The 19,128-nt window shown below is 71.3% G+C and carries 23 protein-coding genes; 8 read left to right on the forward strand and 15 right to left on the reverse strand.

Features of this window, described 5'->3' with window-relative positions; genetic code table 11:
- Positions 1-104: 104 nt before the first annotated feature.
- Positions 105-953 carry a hypothetical protein gene (locus ABD339_RS17945; protein WP_344567228.1) on the reverse strand — a complete coding sequence of 283 codons (849 nt, stop codon included), beginning with the start codon at positions 951-953 and terminating at the stop codon, positions 105-107.
- On the opposite strand from ABD339_RS17945, the gene ABD339_RS17950 reads away from it, so the two are divergent.
- From ABD339_RS17950 to ABD339_RS17960, 3 genes are read left to right on the forward strand one after another with little or no spacing between them, the layout of a single operon-like run.
- Positions 943-1,740 carry a GH25 family lysozyme gene (locus tag ABD339_RS17950; protein ID WP_344567471.1) on the forward strand — a complete coding sequence of 266 codons (798 nt, stop codon included), beginning with the start codon at positions 943-945 and terminating at the stop codon, positions 1,738-1,740. The two genes, ABD339_RS17945 and ABD339_RS17950, sit on opposite strands and share 11 nt — an antisense overlap.
- A gap of 49 nt (positions 1,741-1,789) precedes the next feature.
- Entirely contained in the window at positions 1,790-2,026 is a 237-nt protein-coding gene (locus tag ABD339_RS17955; protein ID WP_344567229.1) for a hypothetical protein, read from the forward strand.
- Entirely contained in the window at positions 2,023-2,283 is a 261-nt protein-coding gene (locus ABD339_RS17960) for a hypothetical protein (RefSeq protein WP_344567230.1), read from the forward strand. The genes ABD339_RS17955 and ABD339_RS17960 overlap by 4 nt, the downstream gene beginning before the upstream one ends.
- 50 nt (positions 2,284-2,333) lie before the next feature.
- Here ABD339_RS17960 and ABD339_RS17965 read toward each other — a convergent pair whose 3' ends face one another.
- Entirely contained in the window at positions 2,334-2,540 is a 207-nt protein-coding gene (locus ABD339_RS17965; RefSeq protein ID WP_344567231.1) for a DUF397 domain-containing protein, read from the reverse strand.
- A complete protein-coding gene (locus ABD339_RS17970) occupies positions 2,527-3,414 on the reverse strand; it encodes a helix-turn-helix domain-containing protein (RefSeq protein WP_344567232.1) in 888 nt (295 codons plus the stop codon). The genes ABD339_RS17965 and ABD339_RS17970 overlap by 14 nt, the downstream gene beginning before the upstream one ends.
- A gap of 271 nt (positions 3,415-3,685) precedes the next feature.
- Here ABD339_RS17970 and ABD339_RS17975 point away from each other — a divergent pair, with 271 nt between their 5' ends.
- Genes ABD339_RS17975 through ABD339_RS17995 form a run of 5 tightly spaced genes read left to right on the forward strand, consistent with a single transcriptional unit; the run spans position 3,686 to position 6,401 of the window.
- Positions 3,686-3,910 carry a hypothetical protein gene (locus tag ABD339_RS17975; RefSeq protein WP_344567233.1) on the forward strand — a complete coding sequence of 75 codons (225 nt, stop codon included), beginning with the start codon at positions 3,686-3,688 and terminating at the stop codon, positions 3,908-3,910.
- Positions 3,907-4,392 carry an ATP-binding protein gene (locus tag ABD339_RS17980; protein WP_344567235.1) on the forward strand — a complete coding sequence of 162 codons (486 nt, stop codon included), beginning with the start codon at positions 3,907-3,909 and terminating at the stop codon, positions 4,390-4,392. The genes ABD339_RS17975 and ABD339_RS17980 overlap by 4 nt, the downstream gene beginning before the upstream one ends.
- A gap of 56 nt (positions 4,393-4,448) precedes the next feature.
- Positions 4,449-4,883 carry a hypothetical protein gene (locus tag ABD339_RS17985; protein ID WP_344567237.1) on the forward strand — a complete coding sequence of 145 codons (435 nt, stop codon included), beginning with the start codon at positions 4,449-4,451 and terminating at the stop codon, positions 4,881-4,883.
- A 46-nt stretch (positions 4,884-4,929) separates the two neighbouring features.
- Entirely contained in the window at positions 4,930-6,048 is a 1,119-nt protein-coding gene (locus ABD339_RS17990; RefSeq protein ID WP_344567239.1) for a hypothetical protein, read from the forward strand.
- The gene (locus ABD339_RS17995) at positions 6,045-6,401 is read left to right on the forward strand and encodes an ASCH domain-containing protein (protein ID WP_344567241.1); all 357 of its coding nucleotides are present in this window, start codon (positions 6,045-6,047) and stop codon (positions 6,399-6,401) included. Before ABD339_RS17990 ends, ABD339_RS17995 begins: the two co-directional genes overlap by 4 nt.
- Before the next feature lie 100 nt (positions 6,402-6,501).
- Here the strand turns inward: ABD339_RS17995 and ABD339_RS18000 are convergent, their stop codons facing one another.
- The 12 genes from ABD339_RS18000 to ABD339_RS18055 all read right to left on the reverse strand — a co-directional run bounded on the left by ABD339_RS18000 (position 6,502) and on the right by ABD339_RS18055 (position 18,255).
- Positions 6,502-7,464 (reverse strand): Ppx/GppA phosphatase family protein, encoded by a 963-nt coding sequence (locus ABD339_RS18000; protein ID WP_344567473.1) that lies wholly within the window; start codon positions 7,462-7,464, stop codon positions 6,502-6,504.
- Between the two features lie 29 nt (positions 7,465-7,493).
- A complete protein-coding gene (locus tag ABD339_RS18005; RefSeq protein ID WP_344567243.1) occupies positions 7,494-8,045 on the reverse strand; it encodes a DUF501 domain-containing protein in 552 nt (183 codons plus the stop codon).
- 78 nt (positions 8,046-8,123) lie between these two features.
- Positions 8,124-8,663, reverse strand: a complete 540-nt coding sequence (locus ABD339_RS18010; protein WP_344567244.1) for an FtsB family cell division protein — start codon at positions 8,661-8,663, stop codon at positions 8,124-8,126.
- 241 nt (positions 8,664-8,904) lie between these two features.
- Positions 8,905-10,185 carry a phosphopyruvate hydratase gene (gene eno, locus ABD339_RS18015; protein ID WP_344567246.1) on the reverse strand — a complete coding sequence of 427 codons (1,281 nt, stop codon included), beginning with the start codon at positions 10,183-10,185 and terminating at the stop codon, positions 8,905-8,907.
- 383 nt (positions 10,186-10,568) lie between these two features.
- Positions 10,569-11,543 (reverse strand): LysM peptidoglycan-binding domain-containing protein, encoded by a 975-nt coding sequence (locus ABD339_RS18020; protein WP_344567248.1) that lies wholly within the window; start codon positions 11,541-11,543, stop codon positions 10,569-10,571.
- Positions 11,544-11,671: 128 nt separating this feature from the next.
- Positions 11,672-12,916, reverse strand: coding sequence for a cytochrome P450 family protein (locus ABD339_RS18025; RefSeq protein WP_344567475.1), 1,245 nt, complete (start codon positions 12,914-12,916; stop codon positions 11,672-11,674).
- 88 nt (positions 12,917-13,004) lie between these two features.
- Positions 13,005-13,901 carry a lysoplasmalogenase family protein gene (locus ABD339_RS18030; RefSeq protein ID WP_344567250.1) on the reverse strand — a complete coding sequence of 299 codons (897 nt, stop codon included), beginning with the start codon at positions 13,899-13,901 and terminating at the stop codon, positions 13,005-13,007.
- 72 nt (positions 13,902-13,973) lie between these two features.
- Positions 13,974-14,447, reverse strand: a complete 474-nt coding sequence (locus ABD339_RS18035; protein ID WP_344567252.1) for a hypothetical protein — start codon at positions 14,445-14,447, stop codon at positions 13,974-13,976.
- A 216-nt stretch (positions 14,448-14,663) separates the two neighbouring features.
- A complete protein-coding gene (locus tag ABD339_RS18040) occupies positions 14,664-15,242 on the reverse strand; it encodes a COG4315 family predicted lipoprotein (protein WP_344567254.1) in 579 nt (192 codons plus the stop codon).
- Between the two features lie 181 nt (positions 15,243-15,423).
- Positions 15,424-16,524, reverse strand: coding sequence for a nucleoside triphosphate pyrophosphohydrolase (locus ABD339_RS18045; protein WP_344567256.1), 1,101 nt, complete (start codon positions 16,522-16,524; stop codon positions 15,424-15,426).
- 93 nt (positions 16,525-16,617) lie between these two features.
- Positions 16,618-17,280 carry a SurA N-terminal domain-containing protein gene (locus ABD339_RS18050; protein ID WP_344567258.1) on the reverse strand — a complete coding sequence of 221 codons (663 nt, stop codon included), beginning with the start codon at positions 17,278-17,280 and terminating at the stop codon, positions 16,618-16,620.
- A 186-nt stretch (positions 17,281-17,466) separates the two neighbouring features.
- Positions 17,467-18,255: an HNH endonuclease family protein gene (locus ABD339_RS18055; protein ID WP_344567477.1), complete on the reverse strand. Its 789-nt coding sequence runs from the start codon at positions 18,253-18,255 to the stop codon at positions 17,467-17,469.
- Positions 18,256-19,128: the final 873 nt, after the last annotated feature.

Below are 19,128 nucleotides of genomic sequence, written 5' to 3' on the forward strand. Positions count from 1 at the left end.
GCGGCTCCCGCAACCCACAGCGCCCATCACCTCGGGTCAGGGGCTATTGATCAGCTGACGCGACGCTCCACGCGATCCCATCGAGGATTGCGCACGTTTGACACTCAGCGCCCCCACTTGCCGTCGTCGAGCGGAGCCCATACTGGGATGACCTCGGCCCGGGTCTCGTATCTACTCGGACGGGGATATACGCGAATGCACCTGATCACCTGCTTCAAGATCAGGTTTCGCTGCACGGCCGTGAACGTCTTCCATCCCGGCAGCATGCCGACGGCCAAGGGCCGCATCTCCTCGCGCGTCGGCGGCGTCTCTTCTTCGGCTTCGAGCTCTTCGTCGCCGCCGATTTCAGCGATCCGGGCCGCGAGTCCGTCGCGGTCGCTCTCAAGGTCTTGGCGCGCGCTGTCGTAGGCGTCGGCCGGATACCTCTGCGGGTTCTTCGCATAGTCGATGATCAGCCGCGACAGGGCCTCTTGCAATCCGGCATGTTCGATGCGTAGCTCGGCGAGTTCGTGCTCGACGCTCGGCTCGATGACCGGCGCATCCTCCTCCGCGGGCGGCTGCTCGTCCACATCGTCGGCGATGCCCTCCAGGAACTCCATGACAATCCGGTCAAGCTCGCTCCCGGTTCCCGTGGCGCCCTCACAGTCGCTGCCCGCATCATGCCGGGCGCACCGCCAGAACACGTCCTCGCGCTTGCCGTGTCCGCCCATCGCGCCCCGGCAGAGCTGGCAGCGTGGCAGGCCGGTGATGTCGTGTCGAACCGCGCTCGGCCGGGCCCGGATGGGCGTACGGGCGACGGATACGCGACGAGCCCTGTACTCGTCCCATATTTTGCCGGCCTCCCGGCCCGAGCCGTAGGCGATGATCGGCGCGTGTGCGCCGCGGAAGTATCGCCAGTGCCCACAGTTCTTGTACGTCTTGCCGCTTACGCTCTTCGACTTGGTGTTCGTCAAGGCCACCGAAGGCACCAGCTACACCAACCCCCGCATGACCAAACAGGCGCAGCGCGCCCGCGCCGCCGGGCTGGTCGTCGGCTTCTATCACTTCCTCCGACCCGGCTCGATGAAGGAGCAGGCCCGGTACTTCGTCGAGCAGGCCGCCAGCATCGAGGGCGACCCCCTGTGGGCCGACTGGGAAGACCCGGGCGTCAGCGGCTCCGACAAGGACCGGTTTCTCTCCGAGGTCAAGCGGCTCCGCGGGAAGACGCACCGTGTCGGCCTGTACTGCAACGTCGACTACTGGACCCGCAGGGACACCACCAGCAACGCGGGCGACGCGCTGTGGATCGCTCAGTACAACGGGCGGCCGGGCAAGCCCTCCATTCGCGCGGCGTGGAAGTTCCACCAGTACACGTCGAGCCCCATCGACACCAACCTCGGCGACTTCAAGGACCGCGCCGCCCTCGCCAAGTGGGCGGGCGCCAAGCTCGACGACGGCCCGGCCGAGCGCCCCGTCGTCGACCTGTCCAACCTGATCGCCGCCGCCCGCAAGGACCCGGGCGCCAAGCAGGGCCACCAGACGCTCGCCGCCGACGTGCGGCCCGTCGAGGCCGCGCTCAAGTCCGAGGGCCTGCTCGCGGGCAAGTACGCGGGCGACGGCTCGTTCGGCACCGTCACCGTGTCCGCGTATGCCGCGTGGCAGCGACGCTGCGGCTACTCCGGCGCCGCGGCCGACGGCATTCCCGGCCGCGCCTCCCTCGACGCCCTCGCCGCCCGGCACGGCTTCACCGTGCAGGCGTGACCCGGCGCCGCTGGACCGTCCCCCACTTCACGAAAAGAGGAACCACCCCATGTCCGACGCCACGAAGCGCACCGCCCGCACCGTCCTGCAAGGCGTCGTCGCGTTCGCCGTCGCTCTGCCCGGAATCGTCGCCGCGTCCGGCGTGCCCGCGTCCCTGCCGTGGGTCGCCGGCGGGCTCGCCGTAGCGGGCGGCCTCGCGCGCGTGATGGCCCTCCCGAGCGTCGAGGCCCTGCTCGACCGGGTCGGCCTCGGCCTGGTCGATGGGGAGGGCACGACCGCGCCGTGAGCACCCCCTCCCCATCCGACTCGGCGGCGGTCACGCTGGAACTGGAGCGGCTACGAAGAAGCGTCGAGGTCGGGTTCGCCCGCGCCGACGGGTCGCTCGCCCTGCTCGTACAGCGCAGCGATCAGACAGACCAGACCATCGCCGACCACGAGCAGCGCCTCGCCCAGCTTGAGCGGGCACGTTGGCCGTTGCCGAGCCTCGCCGCAGTCGTCGCCGTTGCCGGGTTGCTCGTGTCCCTCTACCAGTTCGCACAGTGAAGCGCCCCCGCTCCGGCCAAGCGCCGGAGCGGGGGCGTTCTGTCGTAGGTCTACCGGTCGAGCTCACCCTCGGCGACGCCCATCACGAACGCGGTCCACTGATCGGCGCCGAAGGTCAGCACGGGGCCAGTCGGCGCCTTGCTGTCACGGGTGCCGACCCTCTCATCGAAACGAACCTCGACGCAGTTCTGCGTGCCATTGCTGTAAGACGACTTGAACCAGGCAGCGCGGTCGCGGCGGTTCTCAGAGTTGTTCATGTTTCCTCGCCATGTCGTAGATGAGGCGCCGAGACGCGTGCTCATCGAGGGCTGTTGTCCAGATGTTGTCGAAGGCGTCGGCGAACGCCTCGACTTCCTTTGGCTTGTCGAGGTAAAGGCACCCCGTGTATCCGTCGGCGTAGACGGTGGGAGGCTCGCTGTCCGTACCGTCACCCAGTGCTGGGAACCGGAGGATGACGAACGGGCCCGACAGAGCGCCGCGGTGCAGGCCGGCCGAGAACGGTACGACCCTGATCACGACGTTGTGCCACTCTGCCACGTCGCCAAGGTGCCTTAGCTGTTCCGCCATTACGGTGGGGCTTCCCACGCTACGATGCAGGATTGCCTCGTTGAGTACGAGACGCAGCGTTGGCGGTCCTGCGGAGCGGGTCAACAAGGTCTGCCGCTCGATGCGGAGTTGTACGCGCTGTTCGATCTCCTCGTCGGTGTTGTGCGGAAGGTGCTCGCGGATGACAGTGCGGGCATACGCCGCAGTCTGGAGCAGGCCGGGTACGAGCTCCGCCTCATAGGTGTCGAGGCTTGTCGCCGCTTCCTCAAGGCCGATATAGACGTCGAAGCCTTCCGGGATTACGTCGCCGTAGCTGTGCCACCAGCCGCGTGCCTTCGTCTCCTTGGCGAGGCCCATCAGCGCCTCGGTGATCTCCGGGGGCGCCCCATAGACCGCGCACATGGTCGCTGCGTCGTGGCTACGCAGAGAGGTTTGCCCGGTTTCGATGCGCCACATCTTCGCCTCGGACCACTCCAGCTCTCGCGCGGCTGCACGCACCGTGAGCCTCGCCTGGTTCCGCAAATCCCGTAGGTACCGCCCGAGTTGTCGTCGCGGCACCGTGCTTCCCGCCGATCTTTCCGGCATCCCGCACCCCTCCCCTGCACTCATTATGAAGGACTCCCGACACCACAAATGAAAGTACCGGAGAGCTCTATTCGCAATGCCTGTAACCAATTTGGGGTCGCTTCCCGAATTCTCAAAGTGAAGTCTTGCAGATTCTCCCTAGCGGGTGGACGCTTCCGGCATCGGCCCGCAACCTCCCCCGCCCGTCAGGCGATTGGCGTTGCGGCTACGCATGGCGTCGGGCACCCGGCTGCCTGCAAGACCTCGCATGAAACGGCGGAGAGGTACCTCCATGAGCTACCGAATCGGCGCATACGTCATCGACCGGCGCACGAGTGAACTCGGCCTCGTAATGAACTACGAGGGCCCCCACTTGCGACTACGACCCCCACGCGGCGGGATCGACTGGGACTGCCCACCCTCTGCGGCAAGACTCGCCACCGAGGCAGAGCGCCACGAAGCGGGCATCGCCGCGAACGGGACAGAGCGCACTCTCACCCGCGGAGACCACGCGTGAGTGCAAGCGAGCCGGACGCTGCCCGGCCGGACTGGTGCGCCAGCTCACAGGCCGCAAGGGACACCGAGCCCAACTTCCGGACCTACAGGGCGACTCCGGAATCGGTCGGACACGCCCGCGCGTTCGTGCGCGGGGCCCTCGCCGACCACCTCGGGGCCGACCGCGCCGACGACATCCTCGTGTGCGTCTCCGAACTCGCGACCAACGCCATCGAGCACGGCACCCCGCCCAGCCCCCCGCCCGGCCGCGAATTCCTGGTACGCGCCGCCGTCGAGGGCGACACGCTGCGCGTCGAAGTCCATGACGTAGGCGACGGACGACCCGAACCCCGCAAGGCGACAGCGGACGATGACAACGGCCGCGGCCTGTTCCTCGTCGCGTGCCTCGCCGACGACTGGGGCGTAACGACGCGCACCGGCACCGGGAAAGTCGTATGGGCCGAGTTCAAGCTCGCCGCGGGCCCGGCGGTGATCGCGTGCTGACGCCCTGCCCTCCTATCCGCGCCGTACCCGGCCCCGGATTCATCGCGGGGTGCACCGTGAGCACGTGGCTTGTGCCGGACTCACCGGCGGGCGCCCTCGCCGTTCTGCTCATCGGCCACGCCCCCGCACGCCGCACCGGAGAAACGGCCGAGACCATCGAGACGGGGCTCTTGGGGATCGCCGACGCGCTCGGCCTGCAACCCCCGTCCGAGCCCCTGCCCGATACCGGCGCCCGCCTCACCAGGGGCCGCGCCCTGGTCACCTTCGACTACGGCCACCCCGCCTACTCCCTGCACCTACCTCCCACCGGCCCCGAGTGGCGCGCCCACCTCGCCGACGGCGGCCCCGCGTGCGTCCTGATCGGCCTCGACCCGGTCCCCCCGGGCGCCAGCCCTGACGCCATGGACGACTACCTCTCCCGAATTATCGCCACGGGCCGCGTACGCATGGGCGTGACGCGACTCCGTAAGCACCCGCACCACGCATCGTGAACGGCGCATGCACGAACCGTCCTGTCCACCCACCCGAGGGGGAAGCGTGACCACCTACCCGGTATCGCCGAATACCGTTCTTGCCAACGCGCTTTCACACGCCCCGGACGTACTAACGCCCCGCATCCTCGACGCCGCGCCCGAGCGGATCGTGTTCGTGGTCGGGACGCAGATCAACGGGGCGCCGCACATCGGTACGTCGCTCGTCCAGTCGCTCACCTTCGCCACCGCGGCGCGGTTACGCGCCAAGTTCGGCGTGCCGGTCGAAGTGTTGTTCGCCGCGCTCGACAACGCCCCGCACACTCTCGTCACCGACCCCCCGACCGGACACCGCTACATGCGCACCTATGCGCACGCCCTCGGGGCGCAGACCATAGCCGAGCAGGCCGACGCCCTGTACGGGCCGTTCTTCGCGGCCCTCTCCGAGCGTCTGGCCGTCCCGTACGCCGTCGAAACGTACACGCAGCAGCAGGCCGCCGAGCACTACCGCCGCACGTGGCTGCGCGTCCTGCCCCGCATGGACGCCGCCCGCTGGTGGCTCGCCCCCTCGTCCGGCGTCGCCCACCTCCGCGTGCCGTGCCCGGAACAGGGCTGCGGCTGGTCGGAGAAGTACGCCCAGCGCACCCGAGTGAGAGACAGCAGCCTCGACCACGCCATCGTGACGGCCGAGTGCCTGCACCACGGCGAGTACGAGGTCACCATCGCGCCGGACAGCGACGGATACCTCGACCTCGCCACCCTGTACCGCAACCTCGTAAAAGAGCTCGCCCTCTCCGACACGCACGGCGGCACGCTTTCCGTGATGGTCAAGGGCGGCGACTGGGTGTTCGGCTCGCAACTTGTCGACGGCGCCCTCCAAGCCGTAGGACTCACCGTCGGGCAGCTCCCCGCCCGGCTGTTCTGCCCGCAGATCGTCACGGACACCGGCGCGAAACTGTCCAAGTCCCTCATCCGGGAAGGGCGCGCACCCTTGCCGGACGGCGCCGCGCCCTGGATGCTCGACGCCCGGGAGTGGCCCGGCACGGCGGCCGACTACGTCGAGCACCTGCTCGCCATGACCGAGGTTCTCCTCTCAGACCCCCGGCACTTCTTCCGCTCATACTCGGCCAGCGAGATCGGCCACCTGATGACCACCGCAGCAGCGAGGAGCATTCCCGCCCCATGACCGGTACCACGACTCGCGTGCACGAGCTCAACCTCTACCGCCCGTACTTCAACCTCGTCGCCGCGGGCGAGAAATCGACCGAGGTACGAGTCAAGTACCCGCGCCTCGCCGACCTCGCCGCGGGTGACGTGATCCGGCTCCGGATCAAGGGGACCGAGGAAACCGTCGACGTGCGCGTGACCCGGGTCAACGAGTACCCGACATTCGAGGCCCTGCTCGACGGCGAGGGGCCGGCGACCGTCAACCCGACTTCCTCGCGTGAGGAACAGCTCGCGAACATCCGCAACATCTACGGGCCGGAAAAGGAAGCACTCGGCGCCCTGGCGATCGGTATCGAGCTGCTTACCCCCTGACCGCCGCGCCGTCCCGATCCCCCGCGGGACAGCGCGGCTCCCGCAAAAGACAGCGCCCCCGGCATGAAGCCGGGGGCGCTGTTCTGTCCATCACCGCAGGTCAGGGCCATTGATCATTTGAGGCGCAACTGTGAGCGATGCCATCGAGGATGTCGTGCTCGCTCACCACGACCTCCTCCGCGCCCACGCGCTCCATCAGGGTGAGCAGGACGAGCGCGCCCGCGTTGATGACATCGACGCGGCCCGGGTGCATGGACGGGATGGCGGCGCGTTCGTCGTGGGTGGCGGACAGGAGGCGGGTGGTGATGTCGCGGACCTCGGCCAGGGAGAGGCGGCTGTGGTGGATGCGGCCGGGGTCGTAGGTGTCCAGGTCCAGGGCGATGGCGCCGAGGGTGGTCACCGTGCCCGCCAGGCCGACCAGGGTGTGCGCGCGAGCCAGGGGGACCGCGCGTTCGACCTCGTCGAGGGCGCTCGCCACATCGGCGCGCAGCGCCTCCGTGCTGGCGGGGTCGGGGGTGGCGATGATCGCGCCGTCCCGGGTGAAGTGCCGCTCGGTGAGCCGTACGCAGCCGATGTCCACGCTGCGGGCCGCCTCGACCTCGTCCGTGCCCAGGACGAACTCGGTCGAGCCGCCGCCGAGATCGACCACCAGGTACGGCGGGGCGAAGGTCTCGGGGCGCAGTTCCTTGGTGGCGCCGGTGAAGGAGAACGCGGCCTCCTGGTCTCCGGTGATCACCTCGGGCTCGACGCCGAGGATCTCCAGGACGCCGCGCACGAACTCCTCGCGGTTGTCCGCGTCCCGCGAGGCCGACGTCGCCACGAAGCGGGTCCGCTCCGCAGGGACGCCCAACTCGCGGATGACGGCGGCGTACTCGCGGCAGGCGGCGAACGTCCGCTCCAGCGCCTCGGGTGCCAGCCGCCCGGTGCGGTCCACGCCCTGGCCCAGCCGGACGATCTCCATCCGCCGGTCCAGTTCGTGGAACTCCCCCGTCTCGGGGGCCAGATCGGCCACCAGGAGACGGATGGAGTTGGTGCCGCAGTCGATCGCGGCGACACGGGTCATGGTCACGGGGCTCTCCTGTGAAGTCCTGGTCACGGGGTCACCTCCGGCCCCGGCTCCGACTGCGGCTCCGGCACGCTCACACAGGGGCCCTTGCGCCACCACTCGGGCAGCAGCGCCAGCGCCTCGTCGCCCAGCGGGTTGACGCCGGGACCGGCCACCAGCGAGTGCGCGACCAGGACGTGCAGGCACTTGACGCGATCGGGCATCCCGCCCGCGCTGGGGAAGCCCACCAGCTCCTCGATGGCGTCGCGGCGCGCGAGATAGTCCTCGTGCGCCGCGCGGTAGGCGGCGGCCAGCTCCTCATCCTCCTGGAGGCGGGCCGTCATCTCCTTCATCACGCCGTCCGCCTCCAGCGTGCCGATCGCGGAGGCGGCGCGCGGGCAGGTCAGGTAGTACGTGGTGGGGAACGGCGTGCCGTCCTCCAGCCGGGGCGCGGTCTCCACCACGTCCGGCAGCCCGCACGGGCAGCGGTGCGCGATGGTGCGCAGCCCGCGCGGGGGGCGTCCCAGCTGCTGCTGGAAGGCGCGGATGTCCGCCTCGGTGGGCGGTGTCGGCTCGGTCTGGGGCGGTGGGGTGTCCATCAGTACGGGTGCTCGTCGCTTCTGGTTCGTAGGGGACGCGTCAAGAGTGGGGCAGGACGGGGCGGGGTGGGGCGGGCGTCAGCGGGTGGAGGGTGAGGCGGCGTGGGAGACGGTGGCGGAGGCGCGGTCGGCGGTGTCGAGGCCGTCCCACAGGTTCTCGTACCAGGCCCGGTTGGCGGGACCCCGGTCGTAGGGTCTGCGCACATCGGCGGTGCCGTCCCGCATCGTGTAGCCCGTTTCGTCCGGCCGCACATAGTGCAGGTGCTCGCGCGCCTGCTGCTCGACGTACGCGGGATCCTGCCAGCGCGCCCGCAGCTCGCGCAGCTCGCGCACCTCGTCGCGGGCCCGCTCGGCCTGACGCCGCTGGTCGGCGATCTCCGAGCGCTGGGTGACGTACTGCCGCGTGGGATACGCCAGCGCCACCACGAGAGAGCACAGCACCAGCGCGAGCAGCGCGGCCCGGCCCGTGAGCCGGCCCTTGCGCGGGGTGCGCACGCGCCCCCAGCCCTCGGCGGGGCGATACCCCCAGCCCTGCGCGCGGTACACGCGCTCGGCGGCCTGCGCGCTCAGCGCTTTGAGCCGTGTCGATGTGGAGAAACGGTCCCGGTCCGCTCCCATTGATCTCCCTGCCCGGTGAGCCTGCTGGCCTGGCCTGCGGTCTTCCCGCGTACGCGGGGCACGCGCTCGGTGCATCGGGCGCCGCTCGGTGCGATGAGCCGTGCGCCACGGATCCGCGGTGCGCTGCGGCGCGCGCTGGGGCGCCGTACCGTCCGGTGGTGCCGCTCCCCCGGGGCATCGGGGACGTCGGGGACGTCGGGGACGTCGGGGAACACGGCACCGCCGGACGGCGGCGAGGTGGTCAGCGCTTGTAGCGCGGGAAGGCCGAGCGGCCGGCGTAGACCGCCGCGTCGTCCAGGATCTCCTCGATGCGCAGCAGCTGGTTGTACTTGGCCACGCGCTCCGAGCGGGCCGGGGCGCCCGACTTGATCTGACCGCAGTTGACCGCGACGGCCAGGTCCGCGATCGTCACGTCCTCCGTCTCACCGGAGCGGTGCGACATCATGCACTTGAAGCCGTTGCGCTGCGCCAGCTCCACGGCGTCCAGCGTCTCGGTCAGCGAGCCGATCTGGTTCACCTTGACGAGCAGCGCGTTGGCCGCGCCCTCCTCGATACCCCGGGCGAGCCGCTCCGGGTTGGTGACGAACAGGTCGTCGCCGACGAGCTGCACCTTGTCGCCGAGCTTGTCGGTGATGGTCTTCCAGCCCGCCCAGTCGTCCTCGAACAGCGGGTCCTCGATGGAGACCAGCGGGTAGTCCGCGACGAGCTGCTCGTAGTACTCGGTCATCTCGGCGGCCGAGCGCTTCTGGCCCTCGAACGCGTAGACGCCGTCCTCGTAGAACTCCGACGCGGCCACATCCAGTGCCAGCGCGATGTCCTGGCCGGCCGTGTAGCCGGCCTTCTGGATGGCTTCGATGATCAGGTCGAGGGCCTCGCGGTTGGAGCCGAGGTTCGGCGCGAAGCCGCCCTCGTCGCCGAGGCCGGTGGCCAGGCCGCGCTCCTTGAGGACGCCCTTGAGCGCGTGGTAGACCTCCGCGCCCCAGCGCACGGCCTCGGAGAACGACTCCGCGCCGATCGGCGCGATCATGAACTCCTGGATGTCGACATTCGAGTCAGCGTGCGAGCCGCCGTTGAGGATGTTCATCATCGGCACCGGCAGCTGGTGCGCGTTCGGACCGCCGAGGTAGCGGAAGAGCGGCAGGTCGGACGCCTCGGAGGCGGCGTGCGCCACCGCGAGGGAAACACCCAGAATGGCGTTGGCACCGAGCGACGACTTGTCCGCCGTCGCGTCCAGGTCGAACATCGCCTGGTCGATCAGGCGCTGCTCGGTGGCGTCATAGCCCACCAGCTCCGGGCCGATCTGCTCGATGACGGCCAGGACGGCCTTCTCCACGCCCTTCCCGCTGTAGCGCGCGGCGTCACCGTCGCGCAGTTCGAGGGCCTCGAAGGCACCGGTCGAGGCACCGGACGGTACGGCAGCACGGCCCGTGCTGCCGTCGTCGAGGCCGACCTCGACCTCGACCGTGGGGTTGCCTCGCGAGTCGAGGATCTCGCGGGCTACGACGACGTCGATGGACGGCACGAGGTTCTCCTTCGTAGGGGACGGATTCTCGGACCCGAGCCTAACCGTCCACCCCCCGCCCCGATGTCCTGCCCGGACCGGAAGAGCCGCACTATGCCCTTCCCGGGCCGGGTGAGCTCCCCTTTTCGCCGCTCTCTCCTTCCGCCGGAACGGCGATCGGCCCACGGCCACCTGACCGGCGGTGCCGAGCCCCGCCCAGGCCGGGCGCGTTGGACACCGCCGCCGAGCCGCGACATCCCGCGTCCCACCGTCGCGGCGGAAAAGAGGGGGGCTTCCCCGTCCCGGCGTCGCGGCGGACACATCGCGGCGGACAAGGGGCCCGGCGGGGCGGGCCGCCGCCGGAGGGGGTGCCTGGGGGCGTGGGGGAAGCGGCCTCGAAGAGGTCAGAGGCGGAGGGTCTGGCCGGGGTGGATGAGGTCGGGGTCGGGGCCCACCTCGTCCTTGTTGCGTTCGTAGAGCTCGGGCCAGCCGCCGCGCACGTCCTCGTCGGCGGCGATCTGGGAGAGGCTGTCACCGGGCTGGACCCGGTGCTTGGCGGGGGTGCGGTGTGCGCGGTCGTCGTCGCGGGAGGCGCGGTCGCTGTCGGAGGGGTGGTCGCCGCGCGACGCGTGGTCGTCCTCCGGGCTGCCCCGGTGCTTGCCCTTGCCGGGCGCGGAGGGTTTCGCCGAGTCGGAGGGGTTCGCGGTCTCGTCCGGGTTCTCCGGTGTCACGGGGCCCTCGGCGGCATCGGACGGCAGCTTGGACGACGGGCCGTCATCCGGTTTGTTCTGCTTGTTCTGCTTGTTCGGCTTGTTCTGCTTGTTCGACTTAGAGCCATCTGATGAGGAATCATCTGGCTTGCCCGACTTGGAGTCGTCCGGCTTGGAGTCGTGCTCGTCGGGGTCGAGCGACTCCTTGCCCGGAGCGTCCTCGCCGGAGGCGTGGTCCTCGGAGGGGGCCGGTGCGGGGTAGCCGCTGCCCGGATCGACGTCGGGGGTGCCCTGCGCCTGGTCGAGGTCCGCGCTGTCCGCGCAGTCGCCGAACGCCTCGGTACCCCGCGCCTGAAGGATCTTCTCGGCGACGGCGATCTGCTGGCTGCGGCTGGCCAGGTCGGGCCGCTCGGCGAACGAGGTGCCGCCGTACTGGTCCCACATTTCCTGGGACAGCTGGAGCCCGCCGTAGTGGCCGTCGGATCCCTTCGCGCTCCAGATGCCGTCGCTCGCGCACTGGGCGACCCGGTCCCAGGTGGCGGCGTCGGCGGCGTGTGCGCCGGTGGCGCCCAGCAGCGGAAGGGCGATGCCCGCACCGGTCACCCCCGCGGTGACGACGAAGGCGGGGGCCTGGCGGGGGCGGCGGTGCCTACCGTTCCCGGAGCGCATGGTGGACCTCTCGTAAGGACAAGCGGGAAGGAAAAAAGCGAAGTTGGCGACCGAACGTAGCCGCGAATTCTGATCATCACAAGCCAATGTCACGGACATCACGTCCCGGTCACGCATGTGACGATGTGTCACCCATTGACCGGTGTGAACTCCACCGGAAGTGTGCGCAGTCCACGCATGATGAGGCCGCCGCGCCACCGCAGGTCGGCGGGTTCGGCCGCCAGCCGCAGGTCAGGGAGGCGGCCCAGCAGCGCGGTCAGCGCCGTACGGCCCTCCAGGCGGGCGAGTGGCGCGCCGAGGCAGTAGTGGATGCCGTGCCCGTAGCCCAGGTGTTGATTGTCACGGCGCGTGAGGTCGAGCGTGTCGGGTGCGTCGAACTTCGCCGGGTCGCGGTCGGCCGCCGCGAGGACGACCAGCACCGGCTCGCCCTCCGCCACCGCCTGGCCGCCGATCGTCAGCGGACGGGTCGCGAAACGCCAGGTCGCCAGCTCCACGGGGCCGTCGTAGCGCAGCAGTTCCTCGACGGCGGCCTCCAGCAGCGCCGTGTCCCCCTCGGCGACCGCGCGTTGCAGGACGGCGCGCTGGGCGGGGTGGCGCAGCAGCGCGTACGTGCCGTTCCCGATGAGGTTGACGGTGGTCTCGAAGCCGGCGAACAGCAGGATGAAGGCCATCGCGGCGGCCTCGTTCTCGGTGAGGTGCTCGCCGTGGTCGGAGGCGCGGATCAGGCCGGAGATGAGGTCGTCGGCCTGCCCGCCGGCCGCCAGTTCGGCCCGCTTGCGGTGGATCAGCTCGGCGAGGTAGCGGCGCATCCGCTTGACCGCGCGCCCCACTCCGCCGCGCGGGCTGCCGGGCTGGTGGATCATCATCCCCGCCCAGGCCCGGAAGTCCTCCTGGTCCTCGTGCGGTACGCCGAGCATGTCGCAGATGGCGTAGATCGGCAGCGGGAAGGCGAACTCGTGGATGAGGTCGGCCTCGCCGCGCGCCGCGAAGGCGTCGATGAGACCATCGGCCAACTCCCGTACGCGGGGCTCGAAGGCCGCCACCCGGCGCGGGGTGAACGCCTTGGAGACCAGGCGGCGCAGCCGGGTGTGGTCGGGCGGGTCGATGTTGAGCAGGTGCGTCATCAAGTTCGCGCCGCGCTCGCCCGGAATGCCGACCTTGCCCTTGCCGTGGGCGCCCTGTTCGCTGTGGTGGTGCGGGTTCTTGCTCAGCCGCGGGTCGGCCAGCGCCTGCCGGGCATCGGCGTACCGCGTGACCAGCCACGCCTCCACCCCGCTGGGCAGTTCCGTCTTCCGCACGGGCGCGTGCTCGCGCAGCCAGGCGTAGGCGGGGTACGGGTCGGCCGCGAACTGCCAGTCGAACAGCGGCGGCATCGGGGACGGGGCCGGTGCCGGGGCTGCCGTCGGCTGCGGCTGGGGCGTTTCGGACGAGGACGAGGTGGGGCGGGTCGCGTCGGGCACCCTACGACGGTATGCGCTCCAGCCAGCCGGCCGTGATGAGGGACTGGCCCAGCAGGTAGCCCGCCATGATCAGCACTTCCTGTCCGGGGAACTCCCGCCCCGCCGCCTGGAGCCCGATCAGCGCGTCCGAGGCGACGAACGCGGCACCGCCCACGGCCACCTTGCCGCCGACGCCGAGCGCCGCCGCGCTCATCGCGGCGAGGGCGAGGCTGTATCCGGCGACGGGCAGCCGCAGCCGGCGCTCCAGCCCGGGGGCGAGCACCACGTTGGCCGCCGCCCACCCGGCGAGGACGGCGGCGGCCCGCTTCGGCCTGGCCCGCAGCCGCCGTACGGCGCCGAGCCGGGCCGTCATGCCCGCCGTATAGCTGAGCTGGGTGGCGAGGAAGGCGGCCATGCCCGCGAGAAGTGCGCGCTCGTCGCGGTCCCAGAGGAGCACCGTGTCCCCCACCGCGGCGCAGGCCAGCCCCGCGAGGAGGGCCCTGGGCGCGGGCGTGCCGGACGGGCCGGATACCTCGGGCCTGTCAGGCGTACCGGGCGCGGCACGGTGTTCGGCGGCGCGCTGGGCGTAGGCGGCCAGCGCGGGCATCAGGAAGGGCTTCGCCGCACGGGCCGGACCACGCGGCGCCTTCGCCGTCGCGTACAGGTCGGCCGCCGCGAGGCCGCCGAAGGCCGCGAGAGCGCTGTAGCGGTGGCGTGTCCAGCTCGCGGCCGGGCGCGAGCGCTGCCCGCCCGGCGCGAGCCGCCGCACGCCGGGCGCGGACTGGCCTCGCCCGTAGGAAGGCGGCTCCTGCTGCCCGTACGAAGATTGCCGCCGCCCGTACGAGGGCTGCCGCCGCCCGTCGGGGTTCCGCTTTCGTCCGCCGGGGAGTCGCGACCGTCCGCCGCGGATCGTCACCATCCCGGCAGTGTTACCAGCGGGTACAGTCGCGTCAACCCCTGTGCGGGGCCCCACGCAGGGCCGCTCCGCCCGTCAGCCCCGCTCCCAGCTCTCCCGCGGTCCTCTCCGCACCCCGCGCCCACGCCAGGCCAGCAAGATGAGCGCCATCAGCGCCGAGACGGCCTGGGCGATCACGGTCACGGTCTTGTCGGTGAACCACAGGGGCTCGTACATGTCGGGGAACGGGCCGAGCACCCCCACATCGATGTAGCGGTAGACCAAGAGCAGGGCCAGCCCGCCGAGGGAGACGGCCAGCGCGAACAAGTCGGCCAGCCGGCTGCGCCACACCAGGACGAGGAGCGCGGCCAGGGCGGCCAGCGCGGCCTCCAGGCGGAACAGCGTGCCCTGGCTGATCGATTCGGTCACCGAGTCGTACTTGTCGGCGAGGCGCGCGTGGACCTCTGCGTTCACCGCGAGACCGGCCGCCGCCAGCACGCGCAGCACGGCTTGCGCCGGGGTGGTGGTCCCGGCGCCTGGGAGAGACCGGAGAGACGGGCGAGAGGGCATGGGACGCTCCACGGGGTGGCATCGGCGGGGTGGCATCGGCCTGGGTTCAGGGGCCCGCCCGGTCGGCCGCCCCACCACCGGGGGCGGCGGGCGGCCGACGAGCAGGGCGGGCACGGGCCGCACTCGGGCCCGGCCTGCTGGGGACGGGCCGCGCTCGGGCCGGGGCCCGCGGGGGCGCGGGCCCCGCCCGGGCGCGGGCGCGCACCCGGGGGCGGGTCAGTAACCGCCGTTGCCCTTGCTCTTGCCCTTGCTCGGTGAGGACTTGCCCTTGTGCGACTTGTGGACGATCGCCTTGCCGTGCGGGTCCACGACGTACCACTTGCCGCCGAACTGGTTGAGGCCCTCGCCGTTGGTCTGCCCGGCCTTGCTGTCCCCGTGGAAGCGGTAGAGCGGGTGACCGTTGTAGGTGACCTGCTTCTTCCCCTTGCCCCGGCTCGACGTCGATACCAGGGACTTCATGGCACCCTTCGCGACCGTGGGGTGGCCCGAAGCCGTCATGGGCGGCCAGGTCTGCGCGCAAGTGCTCATGCAGGTGGACTTTTTGGACGTGTCCTTCTTGAAGAGGTAGAGCGTCCTGCCCTTCCCGTCCACCAGTATCTTTCCGTAGTCCGTCTTCTTCACCTTCACGGTCTGCGTGGAAGACGCCGCCTTCTTCTCCGGTGCCGCCTTCTTCTCCGATGTCGTCGTCACCCTCGTGCCCTCGGGGGCATCGGTGGCGAAGGAGGAACCGGCCGTGAAACCGGTGAACATGACGGCGGTGACCAGCGGGACCGCGGTCCTGATGAATCGAGCCATGAGACTTCCCCTCGTCCGGCCGCTCGTCACGGCCATGCGTGTGGCGCTGCTGCCACGCTCAACGGGACTATGTGTTCGAGTCCGAGGCGATCCGGCTGTGGCATTCGGGTGACTTCCGCCGCCCGGAGGAGGCCCGCCGCTCTTTCACCGGGCGGGGCGGGCTCCCCGCCGGGGCGGCAGGTCAGCTGTCCCCGTCAGCCGCGCGTTCCTGTTCCTGCTCCCGCACCTGCTCCCGCTCCCGCTCCCGCTCCCGGATGGTGTCGCGGTAGGCGCGGGCGGCGGCGCGCAGCGCGGTTTCGGGATCGATGCCCTCCCGCTCGGCCTCGACGGCGAGGGCCAGCAGCGCGTACCCCACCCCGTCCGCGTCCTGGGGCGCGCTCACCGGGACGGCGAGGCCCGCGGTACGTGCCCTTCCGGCGAGCTTCGCGGCGAGTGAGAGGGCGGGCTGCCCCAGCGGTACGCCCTCGGTCACGGAGGTGCGCTCGTGCTTCTCGGCCGCCTTGCGCCGCTTCCAGTGCGCCTCGACATCCTCGGCCGTCTCGGCGAAGTCGTCCCCGAAGACGTGCGGGTGCCGGTGCACGAGCTTGTCCACCAGCGTCCCGGCCACATCGTCGATGCCGAACGGCTCGTCCTCGTCCTCCTGTGCGATCCGGGCGTGGAAGACGACCTGGAGCAGCACATCCCCCAGTTCCTCGCGCAGTTCGACCCGGTCGCCGCGTTCGATCGCGTCGATCAGCTCGTAGATCTCCTCGACGGCGTACTTGAGCAGATCCCCGTGGGTGCGCGGGCGGCTCCAGGGGCACTCGCGGCGGATCCGGTCCATGACGTGGACGACGTCCAGAAGGCGGGCACCGGGCAGGTCGTAGGAGCCGGGCAGCAGTTCCAGCTCGGGCATGGCCCGGCGACCGGATCCGGCGAGCCGGGCGAGCCCGTCGGTGAGCGCGGGCTCGCCTTCGGCCCGGGCGACCACCACGACCGTACGGGGACCTCCGGTACGCACACCGGGCCCGGAGGACAGGCCGGTCCCGGTCTCGACCGGCGCACCGGACTCGGCGGGTGCCCCGCACGCGTCCACCAGCGCGGGCGCGTCCAGCGCGGCCCCCGCCTCCACCTCGATGCCCGCGTCGCGCAGGTAGGGGAGCTGGGGGTGGTCCGGGTCGGCGCACAGGACACGGCCGGCGGTGCGCAGCGCCTCCCAGGCGGGCCAGGACAGCAGGCCGGGCGCCACCCGGTGGGTGGTGGTGAGCAGGACGATACGGCCGGTCTCGGGGATCTCGTTCACCCTGAGAACGTAACGCGCGCCCTCACCTCGACCATCGCGGGCTCACCCCGGCCACCGCGCCCTCGCCACGGCCTCACCCCGGCCGCTGCGGGCTCACAGCTGCTGCTTGCGGTCGGCAGCGGCGCCGGAGAGGTCGCGCAGCCAGGGCGTCTTGGCGCCGGCGAGTGTGGACCTGCCCGCGTCCCAGGTGCCGTAACGCGGGTTCACATCGATCCTCATGGCCTTGGAAGTCTTGGCCAGTACGGCGTTGAGCTGCTGGTTCCCCTGCGGCGAGGAGGGGTCGATGCCCTCCTTCGACGCGAGCTTCTCCACCCGGAGCTGCATACGGATCCGGCTGTCGATCTCGTCGGGCGCGATGGCCTGCTGGCGCAGCAGCGTGGCCTCCAGCTGCTTGCGGCCACCGGCCTGGTGCTCGATCTGGGAGCGGGCGCGCCCCACGTCCCGGCGGGTGATCTTGACGCCGGAGTCCTTCGCCGCCTGCTGGACGATGCGGTCGCGGATCATGCCGTCCAGCGTGGCGCGGGTCAGCTGGCCGCTCTGCTTGATCAGCTGCTCGCCCTGCGGGGCCCCGCGCTGCGCGTCGCGCACGGCGCCCACCCGCGACTGGAGCTGCGCCATGCTGATCCGGTCGCCCTTCACGACCGCCGCCGCACCGGGGCGCGCGTCGTTGCCGCACGCGGTGAGCAGCGGGGCCGCCACGACGAGCGCGGCGACGGCGGAGAGGGTGAGCGCGGACCTGCGGCGACGGCTTTCCATGGGGCCTCCCGGCGGCGGCGAGGGCCGTGCGGCGTTGCACGGCCTGTGCGGTGATCGATGGTAAGGAGTCGAAGGGGCCCATGACCACTGCTTCGACATCAAATCGACCAACGATTCGGGGGCAGTTGAGTCGCACACCGCCCGCCGCCGGTCACATGTGCGAGCCTCACCGGGCGTGCGCGCAGCTCACCCGCACTGCGCGAGCATCGTCCGCTTGTCCGGTGCGGTGACCGCCAGCCCGTACTTCTTCGCCACCTGCGCGAAGCGGACGGAGTAGGCGCAGCGGATCTTCTTGTCCGGCGGCAGCCAGGAGGCGGGGCCCGAGTCGCGCTTGCCGGAGTTGGCGGGCCCGTCCACGGGCAGCAGGTTGAGCGGATCGTTGGCGATCTGCTTCCGCTTCGACTCGTTCCAGCCCGCCGCGCCCATCTGCCAGTCGTACGACAGCGGCATGACGTGGTCGATCTGCACCTCGGTCGCCCGGCTCTTGGTCCACTCGATGCGCTTGCCGGTGTACGGGTCATCCAGCGTCATCGACTGCACGACGCAGTCGGAGCCGGCGCGGTGGCGCAGCGCGGTGCCGTCCCTGGCGAGGAGGTCGTTGCGGGTGTCACAGCCGTTGCGCGCCAGCGGCACCCCGTCGGCCGTGTCCATCCAGGCGTAGCCGAACTCCTCGCGCGCATAACCCGTCTTCGGCCCGCGCCCCTTGGTCGTCAGCCCGGCGATGAGGGCACGTGCTTCCTTCTTCTCCCCCGCGCCGGTCACCGGGGCGAGACCCGGCTCGGTGCCCTTCGGATTCTCCAACGGGCTCACGGCCCTGCCCGGCCCCGCCGACCGCCCCCCGGACCCGGCGGACCCGTCCCCCTTGCCCTCCCCCGGCCCCTGAAGGCCATCACAACCAGCCACGAACACACTGAAGACGAGCACGGCACAGCCGAGCGCGGGACGACGAACAGGACGGCGGGACCTGCGGGTTATGACACTCACCGCACGATCGTATGCGCCCGCACCGCACTCCCGCGGACGCCCTGCCCACCCGTGCGCCCACACACCGGGCGGCGCGCGCCCGCGAGCGCCCGGCACCACGGCCCCGCACATGTGAGGTAGGTGAGCCGCCACGGAGGCGGCGTGTTGCCGGTGGTCAGTAGCGCCAGCGGGCTTGTCCGTCGGCGTCCTGCCCGCAGTGAATGACGCGCCCCGCCTCGTCCCGGGTGCTCAGCCCCAGGTGGGCTCGCTTGCAGAACTGCCCGGCCCGGTAGTGGTTTCCGGCAGGGGATCGCAGGTCCGGCAGGGTCGCCGCAGCCGTGGTTCTGGGGGCGGCCGGCCGGGAGGCGGTGGGACGCGGGGCCGGGGTGCCCCGCTCCGCCTTCGCCGTGTGGGGGCTCCGCGCCCGGCGGGAGGCGGGAGCGGACGCGGAGGTGGGCGTAGCCGGGGCTTCCGAGGTCGGGGGGACCGATGCGGTGGGGGTGGGGGACGCGCTGGACGAAGCACGGACGGAGGCGGAAGCGGACGTCGCCGCGGACCGGGGTTCGTCCCCCGCGCCCCCGGCGGACCCGCAGCCGCCGACGGCCAGGAGCACCGCCGCGGCCCATGCTGCCGTGCCTATCGCGGCGCCTCGTCCGGAGCGGGCTCTCCCCGCCCGCGCCCGTCTGCCGGAGCGTGCCCGCCTCGCTGCCGCCCTGGTGGTGCTGGTTCCGCTGCCACTTCCGCTTCGCATGATGCCCCCGCTTTCGTCGCTTCGAGGCACGAAAGGTACGAGCAGCGGTCTCAGTCGCACACGGGGCCGAACGGCCCGAAGTCCCCCCGAGGATGAGGCCGGGGCCGACCCGGACGGGGAGTCGCCGGGCCAAC

This window comes from Streptomyces axinellae (genome assembly GCF_039532135.1).
GTDB lineage: Bacteria > Actinomycetota > Actinomycetes > Streptomycetales > Streptomycetaceae > Streptomyces > Streptomyces axinellae.